Source organism: Kineococcus mangrovi (assembly GCF_041320705.1).
Classification (GTDB): Bacteria; Actinomycetota; Actinomycetes; order Actinomycetales; family Kineococcaceae; genus Kineococcus; species Kineococcus mangrovi.
Map to the genome: position 1 here is coordinate 220108 of NZ_JBGGTQ010000004.1, position 24613 is coordinate 244720.

The 24613-nt window shown below is 75.9% G+C and carries 25 protein-coding genes; 15 read left to right on the plus strand and 10 right to left on the minus strand.

The window, feature by feature from the left end; all coding sequences use genetic code 11:
• The first annotated feature begins 98 nt into the window (after positions 1-98).
• Together AB2L28_RS09885 and AB2L28_RS09890 are read left to right on the plus strand one after the other, a co-directional pair.
• Positions 99-542: a helix-turn-helix transcriptional regulator gene (locus tag AB2L28_RS09885; RefSeq protein WP_370718588.1), complete on the plus strand. Its 444-nt coding sequence runs from the start codon at positions 99-101 to the stop codon at positions 540-542.
• The gene (locus AB2L28_RS09890; RefSeq protein ID WP_370718589.1) at positions 536-964 is read left to right on the plus strand and encodes a VOC family protein; all 429 of its coding nucleotides are present in this window, start codon (positions 536-538) and stop codon (positions 962-964) included. Before AB2L28_RS09885 ends, AB2L28_RS09890 begins: the two co-directional genes overlap by 7 nt.
• 12 nt (positions 965-976) lie before the next feature.
• Here AB2L28_RS09890 and AB2L28_RS09895 read toward each other — a convergent pair whose 3' ends face one another.
• The 3 genes from AB2L28_RS09895 to AB2L28_RS09905 all read right to left on the minus strand — a co-directional run bounded on the left by AB2L28_RS09895 (position 977) and on the right by AB2L28_RS09905 (position 2584).
• The gene (locus AB2L28_RS09895; RefSeq protein ID WP_370718590.1) at positions 977-1153 is read right to left on the minus strand and encodes a hypothetical protein; all 177 of its coding nucleotides are present in this window, start codon (positions 1151-1153) and stop codon (positions 977-979) included.
• Between the two features lie 345 nt (positions 1154-1498).
• Positions 1499-1834: a hypothetical protein gene (locus tag AB2L28_RS09900; protein ID WP_370718591.1), complete on the minus strand. Its 336-nt coding sequence runs from the start codon at positions 1832-1834 to the stop codon at positions 1499-1501.
• A 132-nt stretch (positions 1835-1966) separates the two neighbouring features.
• On the minus strand, positions 1967-2584 hold the full coding sequence (locus AB2L28_RS09905; protein WP_370718592.1) for a pyridoxamine 5'-phosphate oxidase family protein: 618 nt from the start codon (positions 2582-2584) through the stop codon (positions 1967-1969).
• A 138-nt stretch (positions 2585-2722) separates the two neighbouring features.
• On the opposite strand from AB2L28_RS09905, the gene AB2L28_RS09910 reads away from it, so the two are divergent.
• The 8 genes from AB2L28_RS09910 (at position 2723) to AB2L28_RS09945 (ending at position 9817) form a co-directional block, all read left to right on the plus strand.
• Entirely contained in the window at positions 2723-3295 is a 573-nt protein-coding gene (locus AB2L28_RS09910; protein ID WP_370718593.1) for a hypothetical protein, read from the plus strand.
• Between the two features lie 131 nt (positions 3296-3426).
• Positions 3427-4779, plus strand: a complete 1353-nt coding sequence (gene hemL / locus AB2L28_RS09915) for a glutamate-1-semialdehyde 2,1-aminomutase (RefSeq protein WP_370718594.1) — start codon at positions 3427-3429, stop codon at positions 4777-4779.
• Positions 4776-5438, plus strand: coding sequence for a histidine phosphatase family protein (locus tag AB2L28_RS09920; RefSeq protein ID WP_370718595.1), 663 nt, complete (start codon positions 4776-4778; stop codon positions 5436-5438). The genes hemL and AB2L28_RS09920 overlap by 4 nt, the downstream gene beginning before the upstream one ends.
• Positions 5438-6052, plus strand: a complete 615-nt coding sequence (locus AB2L28_RS09925) for a TlpA family protein disulfide reductase (protein ID WP_370718596.1) — start codon at positions 5438-5440, stop codon at positions 6050-6052. Before AB2L28_RS09920 ends, AB2L28_RS09925 begins: the two co-directional genes overlap by 1 nt.
• Complete coding sequence (locus tag AB2L28_RS09930; RefSeq protein WP_370718597.1) at positions 6049-6822, plus strand: cytochrome c biogenesis CcdA family protein; 774 nt, start codon at positions 6049-6051, stop codon at positions 6820-6822. The genes AB2L28_RS09925 and AB2L28_RS09930 overlap by 4 nt, the downstream gene beginning before the upstream one ends.
• Complete coding sequence (resB, locus tag AB2L28_RS09935) at positions 6822-8549, plus strand: cytochrome c biogenesis protein ResB (RefSeq protein WP_370718598.1); 1728 nt, start codon at positions 6822-6824, stop codon at positions 8547-8549. The genes AB2L28_RS09930 and resB overlap by 1 nt, the downstream gene beginning before the upstream one ends.
• Positions 8546-9535: a c-type cytochrome biogenesis protein CcsB gene (gene ccsB / locus AB2L28_RS09940; RefSeq protein ID WP_370718599.1), complete on the plus strand. Its 990-nt coding sequence runs from the start codon at positions 8546-8548 to the stop codon at positions 9533-9535. The genes resB and ccsB overlap by 4 nt, the downstream gene beginning before the upstream one ends.
• Positions 9536-9538: 3 nt before the next feature.
• On the plus strand, positions 9539-9817 hold the full coding sequence (locus tag AB2L28_RS09945) for a DUF4229 domain-containing protein (RefSeq protein WP_370718600.1): 279 nt from the start codon (positions 9539-9541) through the stop codon (positions 9815-9817).
• 15 nt (positions 9818-9832) lie between these two features.
• Here the strand turns inward: AB2L28_RS09945 and AB2L28_RS09950 are convergent, their stop codons facing one another.
• From AB2L28_RS09950 to menE, 4 genes are read right to left on the minus strand one after another with little or no spacing between them, the layout of a single operon-like run.
• The gene (locus AB2L28_RS09950; protein ID WP_370718601.1) at positions 9833-10123 is read right to left on the minus strand and encodes a hypothetical protein; all 291 of its coding nucleotides are present in this window, start codon (positions 10121-10123) and stop codon (positions 9833-9835) included.
• Positions 10124-10172: 49 nt separating this feature from the next.
• Positions 10173-11093 carry a 1,4-dihydroxy-2-naphthoate polyprenyltransferase gene (locus AB2L28_RS09955; RefSeq protein ID WP_370718602.1) on the minus strand — a complete coding sequence of 307 codons (921 nt, stop codon included), beginning with the start codon at positions 11091-11093 and terminating at the stop codon, positions 10173-10175.
• 57 nt (positions 11094-11150) lie between these two features.
• On the minus strand, positions 11151-11408 hold the full coding sequence (locus tag AB2L28_RS09960) for a PLDc N-terminal domain-containing protein (protein WP_370718603.1): 258 nt from the start codon (positions 11406-11408) through the stop codon (positions 11151-11153).
• A 43-nt stretch (positions 11409-11451) separates the two neighbouring features.
• Positions 11452-12630: an o-succinylbenzoate--CoA ligase gene (gene menE / locus AB2L28_RS09965; protein WP_370718604.1), complete on the minus strand. Its 1179-nt coding sequence runs from the start codon at positions 12628-12630 to the stop codon at positions 11452-11454.
• Positions 12631-12845: 215 nt separating this feature from the next.
• On the opposite strand from menE, the gene AB2L28_RS09970 reads away from it, so the two are divergent.
• A complete protein-coding gene (locus AB2L28_RS09970) occupies positions 12846-15248 on the plus strand; it encodes a putative bifunctional diguanylate cyclase/phosphodiesterase (RefSeq protein WP_370718605.1) in 2403 nt (800 codons plus the stop codon).
• A 112-nt stretch (positions 15249-15360) separates the two neighbouring features.
• Here AB2L28_RS09970 and AB2L28_RS09975 read toward each other — a convergent pair whose 3' ends face one another.
• Positions 15361-16302: a 1,4-dihydroxy-2-naphthoyl-CoA synthase gene (locus AB2L28_RS09975; RefSeq protein WP_370718606.1), complete on the minus strand. Its 942-nt coding sequence runs from the start codon at positions 16300-16302 to the stop codon at positions 15361-15363.
• Between the two features lie 70 nt (positions 16303-16372).
• Here AB2L28_RS09975 and AB2L28_RS09980 point away from each other — a divergent pair, with 70 nt between their 5' ends.
• From AB2L28_RS09980 to AB2L28_RS09990, 3 genes are all read left to right on the plus strand, one after another.
• Complete coding sequence (locus tag AB2L28_RS09980; RefSeq protein ID WP_370718607.1) at positions 16373-17428, plus strand: o-succinylbenzoate synthase; 1056 nt, start codon at positions 16373-16375, stop codon at positions 17426-17428.
• Between the two features lie 25 nt (positions 17429-17453).
• Positions 17454-18134 carry a response regulator gene (locus tag AB2L28_RS09985; RefSeq protein ID WP_370718608.1) on the plus strand — a complete coding sequence of 227 codons (681 nt, stop codon included), beginning with the start codon at positions 17454-17456 and terminating at the stop codon, positions 18132-18134.
• A 208-nt stretch (positions 18135-18342) separates the two neighbouring features.
• Positions 18343-20109 (plus strand): phosphatidylglycerol lysyltransferase domain-containing protein, encoded by a 1767-nt coding sequence (locus AB2L28_RS09990; protein WP_370718609.1) that lies wholly within the window; start codon positions 18343-18345, stop codon positions 20107-20109.
• A gap of 538 nt (positions 20110-20647) precedes the next feature.
• On the opposite strand, the gene AB2L28_RS09995 is transcribed toward AB2L28_RS09990, so the two are convergent.
• A complete protein-coding gene (locus tag AB2L28_RS09995; protein ID WP_370718610.1) occupies positions 20648-21070 on the minus strand; it encodes a hotdog fold thioesterase in 423 nt (140 codons plus the stop codon).
• 41 nt (positions 21071-21111) lie between these two features.
• Between AB2L28_RS09995 and menD the strand changes: the two genes are divergently transcribed.
• Positions 21112-22788 carry a 2-succinyl-5-enolpyruvyl-6-hydroxy-3-cyclohexene-1-carboxylic-acid synthase gene (menD, locus tag AB2L28_RS10000; protein WP_370718611.1) on the plus strand — a complete coding sequence of 559 codons (1677 nt, stop codon included), beginning with the start codon at positions 21112-21114 and terminating at the stop codon, positions 22786-22788.
• Positions 22789-22806: 18 nt separating this feature from the next.
• Here menD and AB2L28_RS10005 read toward each other — a convergent pair whose 3' ends face one another.
• Positions 22807-24555 (minus strand): GGDEF domain-containing protein, encoded by a 1749-nt coding sequence (locus tag AB2L28_RS10005; RefSeq protein ID WP_370718612.1) that lies wholly within the window; start codon positions 24553-24555, stop codon positions 22807-22809.
• Positions 24556-24613: the final 58 nt, after the last annotated feature.

Consider the following 24613-nt stretch of genomic DNA (forward strand, 5'->3'; position numbering starts at 1 on the left):
CGCTCGAACGCCTCCACCACGTACCCGGGGGCAGCCACGGTCCGAACCCGTGCTCGCGAGGCGTGGACGCCGCGCGGTGGCCGGACCACACTCGGGGGGTGCCCCCGTCCCGCGACGACCTGGTCCGGCTGCGGCGGGTCCGCGACCGCATCGACCGCGACCACGCGCAGCCGCTGGACGTCGCGGCGCTGGCCCGGCAGGCGCTCATGTCACCGGGCCACTTCTCCCGCAGCTTCAAGGCGGCGTGGGGCGTGACGCCGTACGACTACCTGATGACCCGCCGGATCGAGCGGGCCAAGGCGCTGCTGCGCCGCGGTGACGTCTCGGTCACGCAGGCCTGCTTCGCCGTCGGCTGCTCCTCGCTGGGGTCGTTCAGCGCGCGGTTCTCCCGCCTGGTGGGGGAGAGCCCGAGCTCCTACCGGGCCCGCGACCACTCCGCCGCCGCGTTCATCCCCAGCTGCGTCCTGGCGCGCGCGTCCCGACCGGGCAGGATCGGAGAAGCGCGACCGGGGGCCGCCGCCCTAGCGTCGTCCACGTGCTGACCGTCACCAACGTCGTCCTGACCGTCCACGACCACGACGAGGCCCTGGCCTTCTACCGCGACCGGCTCGGGTTCGCGGTGACCCAGGACGTCTCCTACGAGGGCATGCGGTGGGTCACGGTGACCCCACCCGACCAGCCCGACCTCCACGTCGTCCTGGAGACCCCGCAGTCCTGGCCCGACGCCCCGCAGGCCGACCGTGACGCCGCGCTGGACCTGCTCGCCAAGGGCCTCATGTCCCGGATCATCCTCACGACCGACGACGTGGACGCGCTGCACGACGCGTTGTCGGCCGCCGGGGTGGAGATCACCTCCGAGCCCGTCGACCAGCACTACGGCGTGCGGGACTTCGGGGTCCGGGACCCCTCGGGCAACCAGCTCCGGTTCAACCAGCCGCTGACCTCGGCCCCCTCGCGGGCCTGACGGGCGGCCGGCTCAGCGGAGGGGGTCGGTCCCGGGACCGCGGTCCTCGCGCGCGGAGCGGATGCCGTCCCGGACCCCCGCCCTCACGGCGCGGTAGACGACGTACGCGGTGACGGCGAGGCCCACGGCCCAGAGGACGAGCGGGATGCCGAGGGCGAAGAGGCCGGTGAGGCCGGGTTCACGGAACATGCCGGGACGGTAGCGACGCCGGCCGGTCCGCGTCTGCCTGTCCCCGGTCCCGGACGTCGTCGCCCCGCGCGCGGTGCCGACGCACCAGCACGGCGCGACCCCCGTGCCCCACGACGAGCGCGCCGAACAGGCACCAGAGGCGGGCCCACCCCGTGCCGCGGTGCACGACCTCCGCAGCGAGCACGAGGACCAGTGAGAACCCCAGTTCGACGGTCAGCTCCCTGAGTGCGCCGCCGACCCGGACGGTCACGACCGACCCACCGGTCGCAGGCACCAGGGAGCGGCCACCCAGGCCAGTCCTGCCGCGACCCCGCCCGCCAGGAGAGCCTGCCCGAGCGCCGGCACCTAGACGGTCAGGAACGCGAGCGCCGTCAGCGCGGTCAGGGCACCGGCCACCGCGGCGAGCGCGGTCCGGGCCGCCCGGTCGTGCCCGGCGCGGGCCAGGGCGGCCGCCAGGCAGCCGCCGAGCGCGCCGGCCACGGTCCCGAGGAGGGCGCCCACGAGGGCCCCGACGATCCCGCCGTAGAAGAGGGCGGCACTGAGGGGGAAGCCCTGCGGCGACAGGAGGAAGAGGATGCCGGTGACCGCGCCGCCGGCCGCGCCCAACCCGGCCCCGGCCCCGGTCGTCCGGCCCGTGCTGCGGCAGCGGGCGTCCGCGCAGCGGTCGACGGTGCTCTCCACGCGTCCTCCTCCGACGTCCTCCGGTGGTCCTCGGCCGGTCCTCCGGTGGTCCTGCGTCGATCGTGGCACCGCCCGACCCGGCCGGGGACCTGCTCGCGACCTCCGGGACCCGGTCCCGCCCGGCGGGGACGGTCAGCTGCGGTACAGCCCCTCGGCGTAGCTGGGGCCGTAGTACCGCTCGAGCTCCTCCAGCGGCGTCTCCGGCCGCTCCAGCGCCTTCGCCAGCTGGGCCCGGGGCGGGGCCGCCCGGGGTGTCCACGTCTGCGGGTCCCACAGCTGCGAGCGCAGGAACGCCTTGGAGCAGTGGGAGAACACCTGCTCGACCTCGACGACGACCGCCAGCAGCGGCCGGTGGCCCTTCACCACCATGTCGTCGAGGAAGGGAGCGTCGGTGACGAGCCGGGCGCGGCCGTTGACGCGCAGGCTGTCGCCGCGGCCGGGGAGCAGGCTCAGCAGGCCCACGTGCGGGTTGCCGAGGACGTTGCGCAACCCGTCGACCCGCCGGTTGCCCGGCCGCTCGGGCAGCGCGACGGTCCGGTCGTCGAGGACGTGGACGACGCCGGGCGGGTCGCCGCGCGGTGAGACGTCGCACGTGCCGTCGGGGGCGGACGTGGCCAGCAGGCAGAACGGGGAGGCCGCCAGCCACGCCCGGTCCAGCTCGTGCAGGTGGTCGCGCTCCTTGGCCAGCGCCTGGGGCGCCGGGTCGCCGACGAGCTGCCGCAGGTCGTCCTCGTCCGTGATCTCGCGCACACCGGCAGTGTCCTCCTCCCCGGTGGACGGTGGTCGTCCGTGCCGTCCCGGGACACCCAGGCCGGGCCCGGCGGCGTGTCGTCCACAGCCCGGACCGGGCGGGGGCCACGGCCGGTCGTTCCCGCGCAGGGTCGGGGCATGAGCCTGCGCGCCGTGCCCGCCCCGTCCCCGACCCGTGACCGCGAGACCCTCGAGCAGTGCTGGCGCCGCCTGGCCGCCGGCCGGCCGAGCTGGACGCTGGACCTCCTCGACGTCGTGGGGCCCCACGTCCCGGTCCCGCCGTCGGGCGAGGGGGACGTCGCCCGGTACCGCGACCTGCCGTGGCCGGACGCGGCGGCGCTCCTGGCCCGGCTGCCGGCCGAGCGCCTGCTGGACCACCAGAACGCGGCCCCGTCCCTGGGCTCGCTCCTGCGGGCGGCCGTCGCGCACCCCGGCGAGGTCGAGCTGCACGGGTACCTCGTCCCGCCGAACCGCGCCGACGAGCGCCTGAGCGCCGAGGGGCTCGTCGTCTACGACCACCCCGAGCTCGACGCGTTCCGGCTCGTGGAGTCCGACGCGCCCTGCACCGGGACGGGGTGCGAGTGCCGGGCGTTCTGGGCGTCCGTGCAGGCCTCGTTCGGGCTGGAGGACGCCGGGGGCGGACCCCAGGTCATCGACCCGTGCACCTGTCGGCGCACCGGGCGGCGGGGCTGGTGGTTGTGGTGGACCTGAGGGCCCACCGTGAGGTCGCCCGGGCGCCGGCGGGCTCGTGGACGTGAGGTCCGTCACGCCAAACCTCCGACACGCCGTCGTAGACGCCCCTGGGGCGGACGCACCCCCCGGAGCTTGCGACACTGGGCCTCGTGACCGCGTCGACGCCTGCCCCGACGACCCTCCCCGACCCCGCTCCCGCCTCGGCCGCCCTCTTCGAGCGCGCGGCCGCGGTCATCCCCGGTGGGGTGAACTCGCCCGTCCGGGCCTTCCGGGCCGTGGGGGGCACACCGCGGTTCGTGGCCTCGGCGCGCGGGCCGTGGCTGACCGACGTGGACGGGCGCGAGTACGTCGACCTGCTCTGCTCGTGGGGTCCGATGATCCTCGGGCACGCCCACCCCGACGTCCTGGCCGCCGTGCAGGCCGCCGTGCTCGACGGCTTCTCCTACGGCACCCCGACTGAGCGCGAGGTGCTGCTGGCCGAGGAGATCGTCGCCCGCGTGGAGCCGGTGGAGCAGGTGCGCCTGGTCAGCTCCGGCACCGAGGCGACCATGAGCGCCATCCGCCTCGCCCGCGGTTTCACCGGCCGCCCGGTCGTCGTGAAGTTCGCCGGCCACTACCACGGGCACGTCGACGCCCTGCTGGCCTCGGCCGGCTCGGGCCTGGCGACGTTCGCCCTGCCCGACACCCCGGGCGTGACGGGGGCGGCCGCGGCCGACACCCTCGTCATCCCCTACAACGACCCCGAGGCGCTCGAGGGGGTCTTCCGCGAGCACGGCGACCGCATCGCCTGCGTCATCACCGAGGCCGCGGCCGGCAACATGGGCGTGGTCCGCCCGCAGCCCGGGTTCACGGCCCTGCTGCGGCGCCTCACCCGCGAGCACGGCGCGCTGCTGGTCTCCGACGAGGTGATGACGGGCTTCCGCGTCAGCGCCGCCGGCTGGTACGGGTACGAGGGCCTGGGCCTGGAGCACGCCCCCGACCTGCTGACCTTCGGCAAGGTCATGGGCGGCGGCTTCCCCGCCGCGGCCTTCGGCGGTCGCGCCGACGTCATGGCCCACCTGGCCCCGGCCGGTCCCGTCTACCAGGCAGGCACGCTGTCGGGGAACCCGATCGCGACGGCCGCCGGGCTCGCCACGCTGCGCGGCGCGACGCCGGAGGTCTACGCCGCCGTCGATGCGAACGCGGCCACGGTCCGCGACGCCGCCAACGCCGCCCTGAGCGCCGCGGGCGTCCCGCACGTCGTCAACACGGCCGGCTCGATGTTCAGCGTCTTCTTCACCGGGCTGGACGCCGTGCGGAACTACGACGAGGCCCGCCGGCAGGACCTCGGCGCCTTCCGGGCGTTCTTCCACAGCATGCTCGACGCGGGGGTCCACCTGCCGCCGAGCGCCTTCGAGGCGTGGTTCCTGTCCGCCAGCCACGACGAGGACGCGATCGGCCGCGTCCTGGAGGCGCTGCCGGGGGCTGCGCGCGCCGCGGCGCAGGGGAGCGGGTCGCTGTGAGCGGGACGACCACGACGGGGACGACGCGCACGACGGTCCACCTCGTGCGCCACGGCGAGGTCTTCAACCCCGAGCGGGTCCTGTACGGCCGCCTGCCGGGGTACCGGCTGTCCGAGCGCGGCCAGCGGATGGCGACGCGGCTGGGGGAGTTCTTCGCCGACCACGACATCGCCTCGGTGACGGCCTCGCCGCTGCAGCGCGCGCAGGAGACCGCGACACCCGTCGCGCGCACCCACGACCTCGACCTCGGCACGGACGCGCGGCTCATCGAGGCCGGCAACAGCTTCGAGGGCCACCGCGTGACCGACGGGGCGGGCTCCATCCGCGACCCGCGCGTGTGGCCGCGGCTGTGGAACCCGTTCCAGCCCAGCTGGGGCGAGCCGTACGAGCAGCAGATCGCGCGCGTGACCGCCGTCGTGCGCGACGCCCGGGACGCGTTCCCGGGCCGGGAGTCCGTGCTCGTGAGCCACCAGCTGCCCGTCTGGGTGACCCGGTTGCGCGCCGAGGGCCGGCCCCTGGTGCATGACCCGCGCCGGCGGCAGTGCGCCCTCGCCTCGGTGACCTCGCTGGAGTTCTCCGGCCGCACCCTCGTCTCGGTCGCGTACACCGAACCCGCCGCCGACCTGCTCGTCGGCGCCGACCCGGTCCCGGGGGCCTGATGGGGCTCTCGCGCAGGGCGTTCGGCGTCGCCGCGTTGTCGACGCTCGTCGTCGCGGGCTGCTCCGGCGGGGACGGGCTGCCGGAACCGCAGGGGAAGAACTACATCGACGGGGACGGCACGATCGTGCAGTTCGATCCCGAGCAGCGGCGCGAACCCGTCGACTTCAGCGGCACCACCGTCGACGGGTCCACCGTCGACCTGGCCCAGTACCGCGGCAAGGTGGTCGTGCTCAACGCCTGGTACGCCGGGTGCGCCCCGTGCCGGGAGGAGGCCGCGGACCTCGAGGCGGTCTGGCAGGAGTACTCCGGTCGCGACGTGCAGTTCCTCGGCATCAACACCCGCGACACCGCGGCGATCGCCGAGTCGTTCCAGAAGAGCTTCGGCATCACCTACCCCTCGGTCCTGGACGCGGAGTCCGGTTCCGCGATGCTGGCGCTGCGGACGTACTCGGCGCAGGCCACCCCCACCACCCTCGTGCTCGACGCCGAGGGCCGGGTGGCCGCCCGCGCCTCCGGCATCGTCCGCCGCCTGGACCTGTCCGGCATGCTCGACGACGCGGGCGCCGCCCCGGCCGACACCGCGTCGACCCCTCCGGCGAGCGCCCCCGCATGACGTCCGCGCTGACGACGGCCACGACGCTGCCGGACTACGTCCAGAGCGGGCCGCTGCTGCTGGCGGTGCCGTTGGCCGCGCTCGCCGGGCTCGTGTCGTTCCTGTCGCCGTGCGTGCTGCCGCTCGTGCCCGGGTTCCTCGCCTACGTGACCGGGTTGTCCGGTGGCGGGCTCGAGCAGCAGCGACGCGGGCGGATGTTCCTCGGTGCCTCGCTGTTCGTGCTGGGGTTCTCGGTCGTCTTCGTGCTCATCGGCTTCACCGCCGGCAGCGTCGGGGGCTGGCTCTACGGGTTGCGCTACGCCCAGGCGTTCCAGCGCGCCGTCGGGGTGCTGGTCATCGCCGGCGGTCTCCTCCTGCTCCTGTCGCCCCTCTGGGCGCAGCGGGAGTTCAAGGTGCGTTGGCGCCCCCGCGCTGGGCTCGTCGGAGCACCCGTCCTGGGGGCCCTCTTCGGCATCGGCTGGACGCCGTGCATCGGGCCGATCTTCGCGGCCATCTCCGCGATGGCGCTGACGACCGGGCGCGGTGACCGGGCCGCGGGGCTGAGCCTCGTGTACTGCCTCGGCCTGGGGATCCCGTTCGTCCTCGTCGCCCTGGCCTACGGCCGGGGCATGAAGGTGCTCGGCGTCCTGCGCCGGCACCGGGTCGCCATCGACCGCTTCGGGGCCGTGCTGCTGCTCGTGATCGGGGTCCTGCTGGCGACCAACCAGTTCCAGCCCCTCGTGAGCTGGCTGCAGGTCCACCTCGTGTCCGACTTCGAACCGGTGATCTGATGGCCCGCACCGACGAGACCCACCTCGACGACCTCCGCGACGCCTACCGCGACGCGGGGCAGGGGACCGAGCGCCCGCCGAAGCCGAAGCGCGAGCTGGCCTCGGAGATGACGCCGCTGGAGTTCGCCCGGTTCTGCTGGCGGCAGCTGACGAGCATGCGCACCGCGCTGTTCCTGCTCATGCTGCTCGCCGTCGCGGCCGTGCCCGGCTCGACGTTCCCGCAGGAGAACAACGACCCCTCCGGTGTGGCGACGTTCCTGCGCGACCACCCCACCGCGGGCCCGTGGGTGGAGCGGTTGCAGGGGTTCCACGTGTACTCCTCGGTCTGGTTCTCGGCGATCTACCTGCTGCTGTTCATCTCCCTCATCGGGTGCGTGCTGCCCCGCGTCGGGGTGCACTGGCGCTCGCTGCGCTCGAAGCCCCCGCGTACCCCCGCACGGCTGGACCGGCTGCCCGAGCACCGCGAGACGACGCTGGGGGCGCCGCCGCAGGAGGTGCTCGACGCGGCCCGCGCGGTGCTGGCCAAGCGGCACTTCCGGGCCGAGCGGCGCGAGGGGTCGGTCGCGGCCGAGAAGGGGCACCACCGCGAGAGCGGGAACCTGCTGTTCCACCTCTCCCTCGTCGGCCTGCTCGTCGCCATCGCCTCGAGCTCGCTGTTCTCCTACGCGGGCCAGCGGATCGTCACGACCGGCAGCACGATGGTGGGCACCCAGCTCGACAGCTTCTCCGGCGGGACCTGGACGACCATCGACGACGTCCCGCCGTTCACGCTGGGCCTCGACGCGATGGACGTCGCCTTCGAGGCGCAGCAGTCCTCCCAGCGCGGCGAACCGCGCCGGTTCGCGGCCTCGGTCACCCTCACCGACTCCCCGGGGGACGAGCCGCGCCGGGAGACGATCCGGGTCAACCACCCCGGCAAGGTCGGGCACACCCAGATCTCGCTGTCCGGCAACGGCTACGCGCCCGTCGTCGTCGTCCGGGACGGGCAGGGGAACGTCGTGCAGGACGGGGCGACGCCCTTCCTGCCGCAGACCTCGAACTACGACTCCACCGGCGTCGTCAAGGTGCCCGACGCGGTGGCCGCGGACGGTGCGCCCGTCCAGCTCGGCGTCCAGGGCGTCTTCCTGCCGACCGCCTCGACCAACGCGGCGGGGCAGCCGGTCTCGGTCTTCCCCGACGCGGTCAACCCCCTGCTCGTGGCGCGGGTCTGGACCGGCGACCTGGGCCTGGACGACGGGGTCGCGCAGAACGTCTACACGCTCGACACCTCCGGCATGAGCGAGGTCGCCGGCGCCGACGGGCAGCCGCTGGCGCTGACGATGAGGCCGGGGCAGACGGTGCAGCTGCCGAACGGGCTGGGCTCGGTGGAGTTCGCCGGCGTCGAGCGGTTCGCCAGCTTCGACGTGCGCTACACCCCGGGCCAGACGGCCGCGCTCGTCTTCGCCCTGCTCGCCACGACCGGTCTGATCCTGTCCCTGTTCCTGCCCCGCCGCCGCGTGTGGGTCAAGGCGGCGGCCGGTGCCGGGGGCACCTCCGTGCAGGTCGGCGGCCTGGCCCGCGGCAACGACGCGGGCCTGGCCGAGGAGGTCGAGGGCGTCCTGCGCCGCCTGCGCGAGGCCCTGGGTGAACCGGCACCCGAGCCGGCGCCGGACCCCGGTGGTTCGCCACCACCCCCCGCGGTGGGGGACGATGAGCAGCCAGTGCACGTTCCCGAGGAGAGACCGTGACCGTCGACGAGAACATCGCGAACGTCAGCAACGTCCTGCTCTACGGCGGGATGACCGCGTACCTGTTCTCCTTCATCGCCTACGCGAGCGACCTGGCCGAGGGCGCCAAGGAGATCAAGTCCCGCGAGGCGAGCCGTGCCGCGGCCGCCGCGAGCGCGGGGGGTGGCACGACCACGCTGGAACGCCCGGCCACCGCGCGCCGTCGCCGCGCCGCCGCCGTCGGCACGTCGCTGTTCGTCGTGGCGACCCTGCTGCACCTCGGCGCCGTCGTCACCCGCGGCCTGTCGGTGCACCGCGTGCCGTGGGGCAACATGTTCGAGTTCGCCCTCACCGGCTCGTGCGTGGTGGCCGTGGCCTACCTCGTCGCGGTGCTGCGGGCGCACCGGGCCGGTCTGGGCGGCGGGCGTGACGCCCGCTACCTCGGCACCTTCGTCGCCGGCCCGGTGCTGGCGACGCTCGGCATCGCGCTGCGCAGCTTCTACGTCGAGGCGGCCCAGCTCGTCCCGGCCCTGGACAGCTACTGGCTGATCATCCACGTCTTCGTCGCGATCCTGGCCACGGCGCTGTCGACCCTCGGCTTCTCGGCGACCGTCCTGCAGCTCGTCCAGCAGAAGCGGGACGCCACCCGCGCCGCCGGCGGCCGTCCCGGGGGTGTGTTCATGGACGCCCTGCCGGGGTCGGTGGAGCTGGAGCGCACCGCGTTCCGCCTCAACGCGGTCGCTTTCGTCATGTGGACGTTCACCCTCATCGCCGGTGCGGTGTGGGCGCAGGTGGCCTGGAACCGCTACTGGAACTGGGACTCCAAGGAGGTGTGGACGTTCGTCATCTGGGTCGTCTACGCCGCCTACCTGCACGCCCGCGCGACGCGCGGCTGGGACGGCAAGCGCGCCGCCTGGCTCTCGGTCCTCGGCTTCACCTGCATGCTCTTCAACTACCTGGTCGTGAACATCTTCTTCCCCGGCCTGCACTCCTACGCGGGGGTCTGAACCATGGGTGTGACGCTGCGCTACACCGTCCTGCGGCTCGGCATCTTCGTGCTGTGCCTCGTCGTGGCCCGCGAGGCCGGCGCCGTCGGCTGGCTCGCGATCCTCATCGCCGCCGTGGTGTCCGTGCTGCTCTCGCTCGTCCTGCTGCGCAAGCAGCGCGAGCAGATGGCGACGGCGCTGCAGCAGCGCGTCGACGGGCGCATCGACGCCCGCCAGAACGGCACGGCGAAGAAGTCGCGGTTCTCCCGCGGCCTGGACGAGGACAACGCCGCCGAGGACTGAGCGGCGGTCCGCGCCTCAGCGCAACGGCACGCTCGGCAGCAGCTCGGGCCGCTCGCGGTCCAGCTCGCGCAGGTCGACGACCGCGGGCACCTCACCGCCGGAGCTCTCCACGGTCTCGAGCAGCACCTCCAGCACGCGCCGGACGAGGAACGGCTCCTCGGCCTCGGTCGCCTGGATCCGTTCCAGCAGTTCGGCGTCGCTCGTCACGAGGTGCTCGGTGCGCTCACCCGAGGACGTCTCCAGCACCGCCCGGTAGCGGTGCTCCCCGTCGGCCCGGACGTCGATCTCGCCGCGCACGTCAGTCACGGATCTCACCCATGAGCGAACTGTCCCCCGCCGGCCGCCACCGCGCCAGTCACAACGTCAGTCCGAGGGCGAGCAGCGCGCCGGTCAGCAGCTCGAGCTGACCGGTGTCCTTGAGGACGGGGACCAGGTCGCGCCCCCGGGCGCCGCCCAGGACGGTCCGCAACGGCCGCTGCGCGAGGACGCCGGCGAGCAGCACGAGGGCCGCGAACGGGTGCCGCGGGACGGTCGTGAGGGCCGCGACGAACGCGCCGACGACGAGGCCGGCGTAGAGGGTCCGGGTGCGCCGCTCGCCCAGGCGCACCGCCAGGGTGCGCTTGCCGGCGATCGCGTCGGTGGGGACGTCGCGCAGGTTGTTGGCGACGAGGATGGCGCAGGCGAGGAACCCGACGCAGAAGGCGCCCGCCACGGCGCTGCCGCCGATCCGGCCGGCCTGGACGTACGTCGTGCCCAGCACGGCGACCAGGCCGAAGAAGACGAAGACGAAGACCTCCCCGAGCCCGGCGTACCCGTAGGGGCGCTTGCCGCCGGTGTAGTACCAGGCCGCGGCGACGCTGGCGGCCCCGACGAGCAGCAGCCACCAGGACCCCGACAGGGCCACGACGGCCAGCCCGGCCAGGCCCGCGACGGCGAAGCAGGCGAAGGCGGCGTCCCGGACGTGGCGGGGCTCGGCCGCCCCGGACCCGACGAGCCGGAACGGGCCGACCCGGTCGTCGTCGGTCCCGCGGATGCCGTCGGAGTAGTCGTTGGAGTAGTTCACACCGACCTGCAGCGCCAGGGAGACCACGAGGGCGAGCAGGGCGGGCACCCAGGCGAGGCCGTCGAGCGCGGCCGCGGCGCCCGTGCCCACGAGGACGGGGGTGACCGCGGCGGGCAGCGTGCGCGGGCGGGCCGCGGCGACCCACTGCCGGGCGGTGGCGCGCCGGTGGGTCACCGGGCTGGCGGGCAGGGGCAGGGGTGCGGGGTCGGACACGAGCGTCCATCGTGCCAACCCGCCCCGGAGACCACGGGGTCGGGTTCGGGTGGTCCGTCACAGGCCACGGAGGAAGTCCTCGTCGTCGTCCGGGCCCCGCGGGGCCGGCCGCGAACCGTACGAGCGCGGCGGCTGCTCGACGGGCCGGCCGGCGACGACGTAGGCGACACCGCCGACGAGGGGCAGGAGGAGCACCAGCAGCACCCACGCCCAGCGGGGCAGGTTCCGCAGGGTGCCCTCCGGGGCCTGGGCGATGCTCACCAGGCACCACACGGTGAGGGCCAGGATCAGCACGATCGGCACCACGCGGGTCATGCCCCAGTCTCGCACCCGCCGGCGGGGTCCCCCACCGCGGAGGTCACGGACCCTCGGCCGCCAGGGCCCGCAACCGCGTCCGGTCGGGCTTGCCCGGGCCCCGCAGCGGCAGCTCCGGCAGGACGAGCAGCTGCCGGGGGGCCGCCCAGCGCTCCAGGGCCCCGGCGACCCGGTCGCGGACCTCGCCCAGCGTCGGTGGCGTGCCCGCCGGCACCACGCACGCCACGACGCGCTGGCCCCACTGCGCGTCGGGCACGCCGACGACGACGACCTCGGCGATCCCGGGGGTCCCGGTCAGCGCCTCCTCGACGAGACCGGGGGCCAGCTTCAGCCCCCCCGTGGTGATGAGGTCGTCGACCCGCCCCAGGACCCGCACCCGCCCGTCGCCGACCTCGGCGGTGTCGTCGGTGCGGAACGCGCGCGGGCCCGGACCCGCCGGGAAGGCCGGGTGCCCGGGCCGGCCGCGGTAGCCGCGCGCCACGACCGGCCCGGACAGCACGAGCCGGCCGTCCTGGACCTGTGCGTGGACGCCGTCGAGGGGCCGGCCGTCGTAGACGCAGCCGCCGCACGTCTCGCTGGAGCCGTAGGTGGTGACCACCCGGACGCCGGCCGCCCGTGCCCGGGCCAGCAGCGGGGCCGGGGTCGCGGCCGAGCCGACGAGGACCGCGGCGTACCGGCGCAGCGCGGCGACGGGCTCGTCGTCCGGCGCGTCGAGCAGCCGGACGAGCTGGGTCGGCACGAGGGAGGTCAGCAGCTGCGTGCCGGTGGTGGCGGCGGTCGCGGCGACGAACGCCTCGGGGGTGAACGGGCCGGGGGGCAGCACGACGGGTTCGGTCCCCGCGCGCGCCGACCGCAGCAGCACCTGCAGGCCCGCGACGTGGTGGGCGGGCAGCGCGAGCACCCACTGCTGGCTGCCCGGCCCGGGGGAGAGCCGCGCCGCCGTCGCGGCGGCGGAGGCGCGCAGGGCCCCGGCGGGCAGCAGGGCGCCCTTGGGGGTCCCCGTCGAACCGGAGGTCGCCACGACGACCGCCGTCGGGTCGGCCGGGTCGTCCTCACCGCCGGCCAGGACCTCCCCGGGGCGCAGGCCCGGGTCGGGGGCGGCGCCCGCGGCGTGGGGGAGCAGGGCGTGGCCGAGCTCGCCGGCCAGGGCCCGCGCCAGGGTCGGCAGGAGCTCCAGGACGGTCTCGCCGGCCGGGACGGCGAGGGGGAGCAGCGGTCGCACCGGCGCAGGCTACGTCCGCCGTGCCGTGACCGGGTCGACGCGGGGGGTGGTGATCTTCGAGCGTCGCGGGGGACGTCGCAGGTCAGCGGCGTCGCCGGGTTGCTCCGATCGAGTGCCAGGACTCCGCGCGTCCTTGATCGAGCGTGACCAAGTGGTCTCGGAGTGTCAGGATGAGCCGCGTCCGGGACGGCAGGGGACGACTGGGGGAGGTGCCGATGAGCGCAGGCGTGCGAGAACGCCGGCCGGTGGCCAGCGTCCTGTTCGACGGTGCCGTCACCGTCGCCGCCCTCGCCACCGTCGTCACGGCCGCCGGGTCCTTCCTGCGCGCCGAAGGGGGGCCGGCCTGGTCCGAGCTGGTCCTGTGCCTCGTCCTGGGCGTCCCGCTCATGCAGGTGCTGACGCGGTTCCCCTTCCAGATCAACACCAAGCACGCCGGCGTCGAGGTGCAGTTCGACGTCGGGGTCCTCGTCTTCCTGCTCTGCTTCGCGCCGCCCACCACCGCGGCGCTGGCCTGGTGCCTGTGCGTCGTCCCGACGAACCTGCTGCAGCGCAAGCGCTGGGTCAGCCGGGTCTTCAACGCGAGCGTGGGGGTGCTGTTCCTGCCGGTGGTGCTCGTCGTGCTGGGGGCCTTCGGGGTGTCCGGCGCGCTCGAAGGGGTCGGCCCCGTCCACGCGATCGCGATGAGCCCCAGCGCGACCGAGTTCGTCGCCGTCCTCACCGCCGTCCTCGCCGTGTTCGTCGTCGACGTCGGCATCTCGGCCGTCTCCGTCGCCGTGCAGGAGCGCACCGGCCTGCGCCAGGAACTGCTGCACTCCGGTGCCTGGCTCGCCGGCGGCACCATCGTCGCCGTCGGTGGCCTGGGCTACCTCGGCGGCCTCGTGTACTTCAAGCTGCCGCACTGGGTGGCGCTGCTCCTCGTCATCCCCATGGTCGTGACGATGGTCGCGACCCGCGCCATGCGCGAGACCCGCGACGTCGCCCGCCGCAGCGAGGCCCTCTTCGAGGCGGCCACCGCCCTGCACACCCAGGGCCGGCGCACCGACCTCGCCCGCGCCCTGCAGAAGCACGCCCGCATGGTCGCCGGGACCCCCGCCGCGATGGTGCGCTCCGTCGGCCCCGGGGAGGACGAGATCGGCGTCCCCGTCGTCGCCGGCGACGGCCTCGTCCTCTACATCACCGCCCCCCGGCGTCGCGACCCCAACCAGCGCGCCGCGGACGAGAAGGCGCTGGAGGCCCTGGCCTCCGTGGGGGAGGCGGCGTTCTTCCGCGTCAGCGCCAGCGAGGAGATGCACGGTCTGGCCCGCCGCGACGTGGTCACCAGCCTGCCGAACCGGCTGCAGTTCTCCGAGCACCTCGCCACCGAGCTCGACCGGGCCCGCGAGAACGACCGGCTGGGCCGCCTCGTCGTCCTGTACCTCGACCTCGACGGCTTCAAGGCCGTCAACGACCGGTTCGGCCACGACGCCGGGGACGAGCTCCTGCGGGTGGTGGGGTCGCGGCTGCGCGACACCCTGCGCGGGGGCAGCACGGTCGCCCGCCTCGGCGGGGACGAGTTCGCCGTCCTGCTGCCGGACTGCCTCGACGTCGAGGGCCTGTGCCGGCGGGTGCTCACCGCCCTGCGCGGGGAGGTCCGCATGCGCGGGCACGTCGTGCGGGTCCAGGGGTCGATCGGGTTGTCCCGCGCCCGCCCCGGCGACGACGTCGGGACGCTGCTGCGCAACGCCGACACCGCCATGTACCGGGCCAAGGCCACCGGCAAGAACCGCTGGGTGGAGTTCCGGCCCGAACTGCTCGAGGAGGAGATCGCCCGCCTGCAGGTGATCGAGGACCTGCAGCAGGCGCCCGCCGAGGCGTTCGTCGTGCACTACCAGCCCATCGTGGACCTGCAGCACACCGGGGCCGGGGCCATCGGCGCCCCCGTCGTCGGCCTGGAGGCCCTGGTCCGCTGGCGCCGCGACCGCGGCGGGGCCGTCGAACCCCTCGTGGGACCGGACGAGTTCATCGGGCTCGCCGAACGCTCCGGCACCGTGGTGGGGATCGGCGACTCGGTGCTGCGCCAGGTCGCCCGCGACTCCTCCCGGATCCAGGAGCAGGCCGGCCGCCGGCTCGACCTCATGGTGAACGTCTCGCCCGTGCAGCTGCGCCACCCCGACTTCACCGTGCGCGTGGCGGCCGCCGTGCGCCAGACCGGGGCGAGCGGCTGCCGGCTGCACCTGGAGATGACCGAGTCCGTCATGATTGACGACGACGTCGTGGACCGGTTGCGCGACCTCGCCGACACCGGTGCGCAGCTCACCATCGACGACTTCGGGACCGGTTTCTCCTCCCTCGGGTACCTGCGCCACCGGCCGTTCTCCTCGTTCAAGATCGACCGCAGCTTCGTGCGCGACATCGCGACCGAGCCCACCGCCCGCGCCCTCGTCGAGGGCATGGTGAAGATGGGTCAGGCCCTCGGGCTGACGATCGTCGCCGAGGGCGTCGAGCACGTCGAGCAGGCCGAGATCCTGCGCGAGATGGGGTGCCACCTCGCCCAGGGGCACCTGTACTGCCGGCCGGTGCCCGTGGAGGAGATCGAGGACGTGCTGTCCGCGCCGCTGGCGCCCAAGCTCACCGCCTGACGCGCCGCCTCGACCCCGGGCGACGTCGCGCTCGCACGGGACGACGCGACGTCGTCCGAGCCTCCGGCCACCGGCTCCGGGAACGGCCGGGACCGCTCGCTGCCGACCCCGCTCAGAAGTACCAGGGGAATGGGGACCAGTCCGGCTCGCGCTTGCCCAGGAACGCGTCCCGGCCCTCCACGGCCTCGTCGGTCATGTACGCCAGCCGCGTCGCCTCCCCGGCGAACACCTGCTGGCCGACCATCCCGTCGTCCACGGCGTTGAACGCGAACTTCAGCATCCGCTGCGCCGTGGGGGACTTGCCGTTGATCTCCGCGGCCCACCGCAGCGCCGTCGCCTCCAGCTCGGCGTGCGGGACGACCTCGTTGACCATGCCCATCTCGTGCGCCTGCTGGGCGGTGTAGGGGCGGCCGAGGAAGAAGATCTCGCGGGCGAACTTCTGGCCCACCTGCCGGGCCAGGTACGCCGAGCCGTAGCCGGCGTCGAACGAGCCGACGTCGGCGTCGGTCTGCTTGAACCGGGCGTGCTCGGCGCTGGCCAGGGTGAGGTCGGCCACGACGTGCAGGCTGTGCCCGCCGCCGGCGGCCCACCCCGGCACGACGGCGATGACGACCTTCGGCATGAACCGGATGAGCCGCTGCACCTCCAGGACGTGCAACCGGCCGCCCTCGGCCTTCGCGCGCGCCTCGTCGACCGTGTCCGACGTCTCCCCGCCGGCGTACTGGTACCCCGAGCGGCCGCGGATGCGCTGGTCCCCGCCGGAGCAGAACGCCCAGCCGCCGTCCTTCGGGCTCGGCCCGTTCCCGGTCAGCAGCACGCACCCGACGTCGGGGGTGCGGCGCGCGTGGTCCAGGGCCCGCGCGAGCTCGTCGACCGTCCCGGGGCGGAAGGCGTTGCGGACCTCGGGGCGGTCGAAGGCGATCCGCACCGTCCCGCGCGCCGGGCCGTCCACGACGCTGCGGTGGTAGGTGACGTCCTGCAGGTCCTCGAACCCCGGCACCTCCGTCCAGGCCGACGGGTCGAAGGTCTCGCTCACACCGGGAAGGGCCGACACGCCCCGAGCCTAGGACCCGGACCCCGGGGGACCTGCGCCGGACCGTGCCGGGCCGCGCCATGCTGGGGCCGTGCCCGCCGCCCTCCCCGAGGTCCCGCCCTTCGACCTGCCGCCCGTGCAGGAGCTGCTCGAGCGCGCCCACGTCGTCCGGCTCCCGCTGCGCCGCCGCTTCCGCGGCCTCCTCGAGCGCGAGGCCGTCCTGCTCGACGGCCCGGCCGGCTGGGGGGAGTTCGCCCCCTTCCTGGAGTACGGGCCCGCCGAGGCCGGCCGCTGGCTGGAGGCCGGGGTCGAGGCCGCCTGGCACGGCTGGCCCGCGCCGCGCCGCGACCGGGTCGAGGTCAACGCCACCGTCCCGGCCGTCCCGGCGCACGACGTCCCCGCGGTCCTGGCGGCCTTCCCCGGCTGCCGCACCGCGAAGGTCAAGGTCGCCGAGGCGGGCGCGGACCCCGCGACCCGGCTGCGGGAGGACGTCGCCCGCGTCGCCGCCGTCCGCGACGTCCTCGGCCCGTCCGGGCGGGTCCGCGTCGACGCCAACGCCGGGTGGGGCGTGGACGAGGCCGAGCGCGCCCTCGGCGAGCTGGCCCCCCTGGGCCTGGAGTACGCCGAGCAGCCCTGCGCGACCCTGGAGGAGATGGCCGACCTGCGCCGCCGCCTCGCCGCCGCCGGCACGGTCGTGCCGCTCGCCGCCGACGAGAGCGTCCGCAAGGCCGAGGACCCCCTGCGCGTCGCCGGGCTGGAGGCCGCCGACGTCGTCGTGGTGAAGGTCGCGCCCCTGCGGGGGGTGCGGCCGGCGCTCGCGGTCGCGCAGGCGTGCGGGCTGCCCGTCGTCGTCTCCTCCGCGCTCGACACGAGCGTGGGCATCGCCGCCGGGACGGCCCTGGCCGCGGCGCTGCCGGAGCTGCCGTTCGCCTGCGGCCTCGGAACGGCCGCCCTGCTCGCCGCCGACGTCGTCGTCGCCCCGCTGCTGCCCACCGGCGGCGCGCTCCCGGTGGGCGCGGTCACGGCCGACCCCGACCTCCTGCGCCGCTCCCGGGCCCCGCAGGACCGGGTGCGGCACTGGCACGAGCGGCTGCGGGCCGCGCACGCCGCGGTGACGTCGGCCGCGGACCACCGACGGGACCGCTGACGTGGGCCCTGACGTGGGCACTGACGTGGGCCCTGACGTGGGCGGGCCGGGGAGCGAGCGCCCCCTGCGGGTCGTGGTGGTCGACGACGAGGCCCTGGTCCGTTCCGGGCTGACGATGATCCTGCAGGCCGGGGGTGACGTCCGCGTCGTCGGCGCCTGCTCGGGCGAGGATGCCGTCGCCCTCGTCGCCCGGGAACGGCCCGACGTCGTGCTCCTGGACGTCCGGATGCCGCTCGTCGACGGGGTCACGGTCCTGGAGGAGGTCCTGCGGGCCCCCTCACCACCGGCCGTCGCGATGCTCACCACCTTCGAGGGCGACCAGCAGGTGGCGCGGGCGCTGCGGGCCGGCGCGTCCGGGTTCCTGCTGAAGGACACCGACCCGCTCGGGCTCGTCCAGGCGGTCCGCTCCCTCGCCGCGGGCGGGGTCGTCCTGTCGCCGCGGGCGGCGCGCACCCTGCTCGCCGAGCACGCCGAGGCCGCCGGGGTGGGTCCGCCGACCTCGCGCGCGCTGGCCTCGCTGACCGCGCGTGAGCACGACGTCCTGGCCCTGCTCGCCCAGGGGATGTCCAACGCCGCCATCGGCGCCGAGCTCGACCTCGGCGTCGGCACGGTGAAGGACCACGTCAGCTCGATCCTGGGCAAGCTGGCCGTCCGCAGCCGCGTGCAGGCCGCGCTCCTGGCCCGCCGGGTTCCGCCCGCCGGCTGAGGCGGCGGGCCCGGCCGGGACCACGGCGGTGCGTGCCCGTCGTCCCCCGGGGGGAGGCACCCCCGCCGTCGGAGGGGGGTGCCGAGCCCGGTGGTCCCTCCCGCGGGCTGACGCGCCGGCACCCCCCTGTCGGGCACCGTCGAGGGGAACGGCCCGGGGTCCGGGCCGTCGGGGGGAACCGCGGGGGACCGCGGGGGGAGGCGGAGTCGTGAGCACGGACGTGCGCGGCGAGGTGCGGGTCGCGGAGCGGGTCGCGGGGGCGCCGGAGGGGCGGTGGGCGGGCCGGACCCGGGCGGGCGCCGCGCGGGTCGCGGTGCGGGTCGCGGCCCGGACCACCACGTGGGTCTTCCTGCTCTCGGGGGTGCTGTCGCTGGCGATGGCCGTGCACGCCCCGTTGTCGGACGGTGCCCAGCGGGCCCGTCCGGTCGTCGTGGACCTCGTCTTCGCCACGAGCTGGCCCAGCCTGGGGTACGGGACGGTCCTGCTGCTCCTGGCCCGGTCCCTGGCCCGGCGCAAGCGGGCCGCCTGGTGGACGGCCGTCGTCGTCACCGGTCTCAACGCCGTCTTCAACGTCCTGTGGGGCGCGCTGGACGAGGTCGCGCTGCCGCTGGGTCTGCTGCTGGTGCAGCTCGCCGTGCTGGGCGTCCTGGCGCTGGCGCGCCCGTGGTTCACCGTGCTGCCGTCCCGGTGGGGGGTGCGTCAGGCGGTCCGCACCGGGGGCGGGGCGTTCGCGGTGTGGCTCGTGGTCGGCACGGCGCTCGTCGTGGCGGCGCAGGAGCGCGCGGGCGGGCTGTTCGAGCGCCTCTGGTACGCCGCCGCCGGCACGCTCGTCTCGGTCGACAGCTTCGTGATCTTCCCCGACGGGGTGCTCGTCCCCGGGTGGGTGGACGTCGTCCTCAACGCCGCCGGGACGGTGCTCGTCCTGCTCGTCACCTGGTTCCTCTTCCAGCCCGCCGCCGACCCCGCGGCCCTCGGCGCCGACGAGGACCGGCTGCGGCACCTGCTGGCGACGGAGGGCGAGGGAGACGCGCTCGGCTACTTCAGCCTGCGCCGCGACAAGACGGCCGTCTTCGCCCCCAACGGGCGGGCCGCCGTGGTGCACCGCGTCGTCGGCGGGGTGAGCGTCGCCAGCGGTGACCCGGTGGGCAACGAGACGTCTTGGCCCGCAGCCGTGGAGGCCTGGCGCCACCAGCTCGCCGCGCACGCGTGGGTCCCGGCCGTCGTCGGCACGTCGGAGGCGGGGGCCGCGGTCTACCACCGGGCCGGGCTGCAGGTCCTGGAGGTCGGGGACGAGGCCGTGCTGGACGTGGCGGGGTTCAGCCTGGAGGGCCGTGCGGTCCGCTCGCTGCGCCAGGCCGTCAACCGCGCGCGCCGCGGCGGGACGCGGGTCGCCGTCCGCCGGCAGCGGGACGTGCCGGCCGGTGAGCTTGAGGAGATCGCCGCGTGCGCGGCCGCCTGGCGCGAGGGGCGCGAGCGCGGCTTCTCGATGGCGCTGGGGCGCCTGGGCGACGGCGCGGACCCGGACCTGCTGGTGGCGACGGCGCGGGCGGCCGGAGGGGAGCTGCTCGCGGTACTGACGTTCGTCCCGTGGGGCGAGCACGGGGTGTCGCTGGACCTCATGCGCCGGCGGCCCGGGGCCCCGAACGGCACGGTCGAGCTCGTCGTCACCGACGTCGTGGCCTTCGCCCGCGAGCACGCGCTGGCGCGCATCTCGCTGAACTTCGCGGTGTTCCGGTCGGTGTTCGACCGGGGCTCGCGGCTGGGCGCGGGTCCCGTCCTGCGCCTGTGGTACCGCGTGCTCGTCGTGTTCTCGCGCGCCTGGCAGCTCGAGCAGTTGTACCGCAGCAACGCCAAGTACCAGCCGTGCTGGGTGCCGCGCTTCGTCTGCTTCGAGCGCACGGCCGACCTGCCGCGCATCGGGTTCGCCGTCGCCCGCGTCGAGCAGTTCCTGCCCGGGCGTCCGCGCCGGGTCTGACCCTCGCTCTCCTGTCCCACCTGCACCACTGTGGTGTGACAGGTGGAGGTGTGTCGTGGGTGGTGCCGCCGGTGCCCTCCCGGTCGGGGCGCCGCTGCCGTCGGTGCGGGCGCTGGCGGCCCGCACGCTGCCGCTCGGGGTCGCCGTCCCGCGCGAGCGGGCCGAGGCCCCCGTCGTGCGGCACGCCGTGCGCCGGTACCGGGTGCAGGTCGCGGTGCTGACCGTCCTGGCCGCCGTCGTGGCCGGTCTCGTGCCGTCCCCGGCCGGGCCGCTGTCGTCCACCTGCGGTCTGCTCGTCCTCGGGTTCGCGGCGTTCGTGCTGTGCCGCGGGCCGATCCGGACGGCCGAGGCGTCCCAGGGGTGGTTCCGCGACCTGCCCGTGCGGCTCACCGCGCCCTGGGGGCCGTTCCCCGGCCGCCGGTGCCCGTGCACTGGTACGTGCTCGCGCTCGCCCGGCTCGTGCGGCGCGCACCCCTGCGACCGCGCGCCGGGCAGTCGCTGCCGGGGGTCGTGGGGGCCGTGCTGGGCTCCTGAGCCGTCAGGACGGCTCGGCCGCCCGCACGTAGTTCGTGATGCGCGCCGTGCACAGCCGCCGGCCGTCCTCGTCGGAGACGACGACCTCGTGACTGGTCAGCGTGCGTCCCAGCGAGATCGCGGTCGCGACTCCCGTCACCACGCCCGAGCGCACCGAGCGGTGGTGGGTGGCGTTGATGTCCGTGCCGAGCGCGAGACCGCCGGGCCACACGTGCAGGTAGGCCCCGACGGAGCCGAGCGTCTCGGCCAGCGCGCAGCTCGCACCGCCGTGCAGGAACCCAGCGACCTGGGTGTTCCCCGCCACGGGCATCGTGGCGACGAGGCGCTGCGGGCTCATCTCCAGGAACCGGATGCCGAGGCGGTCCACGAGCGTGTCCCGCGCGAAGGTGGCGAGGATCTCCTCGACGGTCGGGGGCGTTGCGGTCACCGCGGCAGGCTCCCACACGCTCGCGGGCGCACCATGGAGGGGTGAACCCCTCGACCGCCCTCGCGACGGTCCTCCTCGACGCCTTCGTCCGCCTCGGTCTGCGCCACCTCGTCCTCAGCCCCGGCTCGCGCAGCGCGCCCCTGGCCTACGCGGCCGCCCGCGCCGCCGACGAGGGCCGGCTGCGGCTGCACGTGCGCGTCGACGAGCGCAGCGCCGGGTTCCTGGCCCTCGGCCTGGCCCGCGCGGGCGAGCTGGTGGCCGTCGTGACGACGAGCGGGACCGCGGTCGCCAACCTGCACCCGGCCGTCCTGGAGGCCCACCACGCCGGCGTCCCGCTCGTCGTGCTGTCGGCGGACCGCCCGCACGAGCTGCGCGGGTCCGGGGCCAGCCAGACCGCCGACGCCCAGGCGCGGGTGTTCCTGCCCTCGGTCCGCTACAGCGCCGACCTGCCCGCCCCCGTCGACCCCGCCGCGCAGGCCCCCGCCTGGCGCTCGGTCGTCTCCCGCGCCGTGGCCGCCGCCCGCGGGCTGCGCGGTGACGGCCCGGGGCCGGTGCACCTCGACGTGGGCTTCTCCGACCCGCTGACGCCTTCCCCGGACGTCCCGCCGGCCTCGACCACGGGGCTGACGGTCGTCACCGGACCCGCTGCGCCGCAGCCGGTCGTGCTGGACCGCGGACCCCGCACCCTCGTCCTGGCCGGCGACGCCCCCGACCCCGCGACCGGCCGCGCCGCCCGCGAGCTGGCCGAGCACGCCGGCTGGCCGCTGCTGGCCGAGCCCAGCTCCGGGGCCCGGGGCGGGGAGCGCGCCGTCGGGCCCTACCGGCTGCTGCTGGACGCCGAGGACTCCCAAGGACGCCTCGGCGACGTCGAGCGGGTCGTCCTGTTCGGCCACCCCACGCTGTCGCGGCCCGTGACCCGGCTGCTGGCCCGCGACGACGTCGAGCTCGTCGTCGTCAGCCCCGCCGGCACCTGGCCCGACGCCGGCTTCCGGGCCGCCCGCGTCGTCCCGGCCGCCACCGTCGCCGGGCGCCCCGAACCCGGCGAGCAGGAGTTCGCCGCCCGCTGGGACCGCGCCGCCAAGCTCGCGGCCGACGCCGTGGACGCCGTCGTCGACGAGGAGACGGCGCTCGCGGGCCCCTGGGCGGCCCGCGAGGTCGTCCGCGCCTGCGCCGCCGACCGCTCGGTGCTCGTCGTGGCGGCCAGCAACGCCGTGCGCGACGTCGACCTCGCCGGGCACCCCCTGGGGGTGCGGACGGTCTCCAACCGGGGACTGGCGGGCATCGACGGGACGCTGGCCACGGCCGAGGGCGTCGCGACGGTGCTGGGGCCGACCCGGTTGCTCGTGGGTGACCTGGCGTTCCTGCACGACGTCAACGCGCTGCTGCCGGTGCCGGGGGAGCGGCGCCCGGACCTCACCGTCGTCCTCGTCAACGACGACGGCGGCGGGATCTTCGAGACGCTGGAGCACGCCGCGGTCGTGGCGCGCCCCACGTTCGAGCGCGTCGTCGCCACGCCCCACGGCGTGGACGTGGCCGCCCTGTGCGCCGCCTACGGCGTCCCGCACGTGCGCCCGCGCACCCGCGCCGAGGCGGCCACCGTCCTGGCCGCCGCGCCCGCGGGCCTGCGCGTGGTGGAGCTGCGCACCGACCGCGCGGCGGTCCGCCCGCGCCTGGAGCGCGTCGCCGCCGCCGTGCGCGCCGCCGTCCTCGACGCCTGACGGAGGCGGCCCCCGGCGTCACGGGTGGTGGCGGCGCTTCTGCCTGTACATGCCGTCGTCCGCCTGCTTCAAGGCGGCGCTCACGTCCTCGCCCCGGCCCGGGGGCAGGACCGCGGCGACCCCGATGGAGACGCCGACGGTGATGTCCTCGCCACTGCCCTGCAGGGTGATCGGTCCCGTGACGGCCTCCTCCAGCCGGTGCAGCAGCTGCCGGGTGGACGTCGAAGCAGGAGGTCCCGTGTCGAGGAGAGCCACGAACTCGTCGCCGCCGAAGCGCGCGAGGATGCCGTGTCCGTCGATGACCTCCGCGGCGCGCTGGGCCACGACGCGGAGCACCGTGTCACCGGCGTCGTGGCCGAAGGTGTCGTTGACGGCTTTGAAGCCGTCGAGGTCCAGCAGTGCGACGCTCCAGCCGTCGGTCGGCGCCGGCCCGGCCTGCGCCGGGACGAGCCCGGCTCGGGGGTGGCCGCCGGGCGCCGGGTGGCGGCCCGCGGGGTGGTGGTGTTCGTGGAGGTGGCGGAGGGCGAAGGCCGTGAACCCGCGGCGCGTGTAGGCGCCGGTGAGCTCGTCCCGACCCGCGGCGGCGGCGTGCTGCTCGTCCCGGTGGGCACGCACCAGCCGGAGCCCGGCGTGCAGCAGGGACAGCGCCACCGCCGCCGCGGCCGTCCCGACGGTCGCCGCCTGCACCTCGTCCCCGCCGCCGCGCTGGGCGGTCACCACGTGCGCCGTGGCGAGGACGGTGATGACCACCGGCAGGACGAGCTGCACGACGACGGCGGCGGTGACGCCCAGACGGGGGTGGGAGCGCACCGGGGGCGGCGGCAGGGCGGACTCCGGGCCGGTGGGGCGCGGCGCGGGGTGCAGCCACGTGACCATGACGACCACCGCCCCGGTCACCGCGAAGACCACCCCGGCCGTCCAGCCGGGGGACGAGGCGCGGGCCAGGCCCACCGCTGTGAGCGCGTCCCCGAGCACGAGCCCGACGACACCGGTCGCGGTGGCGACCAGCTGACGCAGCTGCCGACGAGGCGGGCGAGCCGGGGCGGCGAGGGCGCGCCCCACGACGGCGGCGGCGACGGCGGTGACGACGAGGTCGAAGAAGGAGTAGACGGAGTAGCTCTTGCCTTCCGCCACGATCGTTCCCACGGGGGTGACCAGCAGGACGACGGCGGCGGTGCTGGCGCCGGCCTGCAGCAGCACCAGGGCCGAGCTGCGGTCCGGCCCCCCGCGTCCGGTCCTCCGTCCTCGTCCGGCCCGGGGTGTGGGCGCCGCGTCGGCCGCCCGCGCAGAGGGGGGTGCCGCTCGACCACCGGGCCCGGGGCCGGGGGGAACGGCGAGGTGCACCAGGAGCACCAGCGCCAGGTAGCGCACGATCTGGGTGGCGACGGTGAAGCCCGGTTCGACCTCACCCGCGGTGTAGTCCGGACCGCCGGGGGCCACGCTCAGCAGCCAGTAGCCGTCGCCGAGCAGCGTCAGGCCGAAGTAGGCGGACAGGAGGAGCAGCGCCCGGCGGGCGTGGGCGGTGCGGGTCAGGAGCGCGCACCCCACCGGGGCGGCCGTCGCGGCGACCTCCAGCGCGAGGACGCCCGCGTCGAAGGCGTCCGTGCGGCTGGTGACGAGGCTCCACGTGCAGGTGACGACGAGCGCGGCGGGCGCCAGCAGGGCCGTGCGGCGACCCCGCAGCGGCGGACGCGGTCCCCGGTCTCGTCGCTGCGGCGCACGGAGCCCGGCCCGGCGAGCGGCCTGGTCGGGACGGGCGGGGCACATGCCGGGGACGCTCCGGAGGTTCTCGCCGGCCGCGGGGCTCGGGCCGGGGTGGCGACGT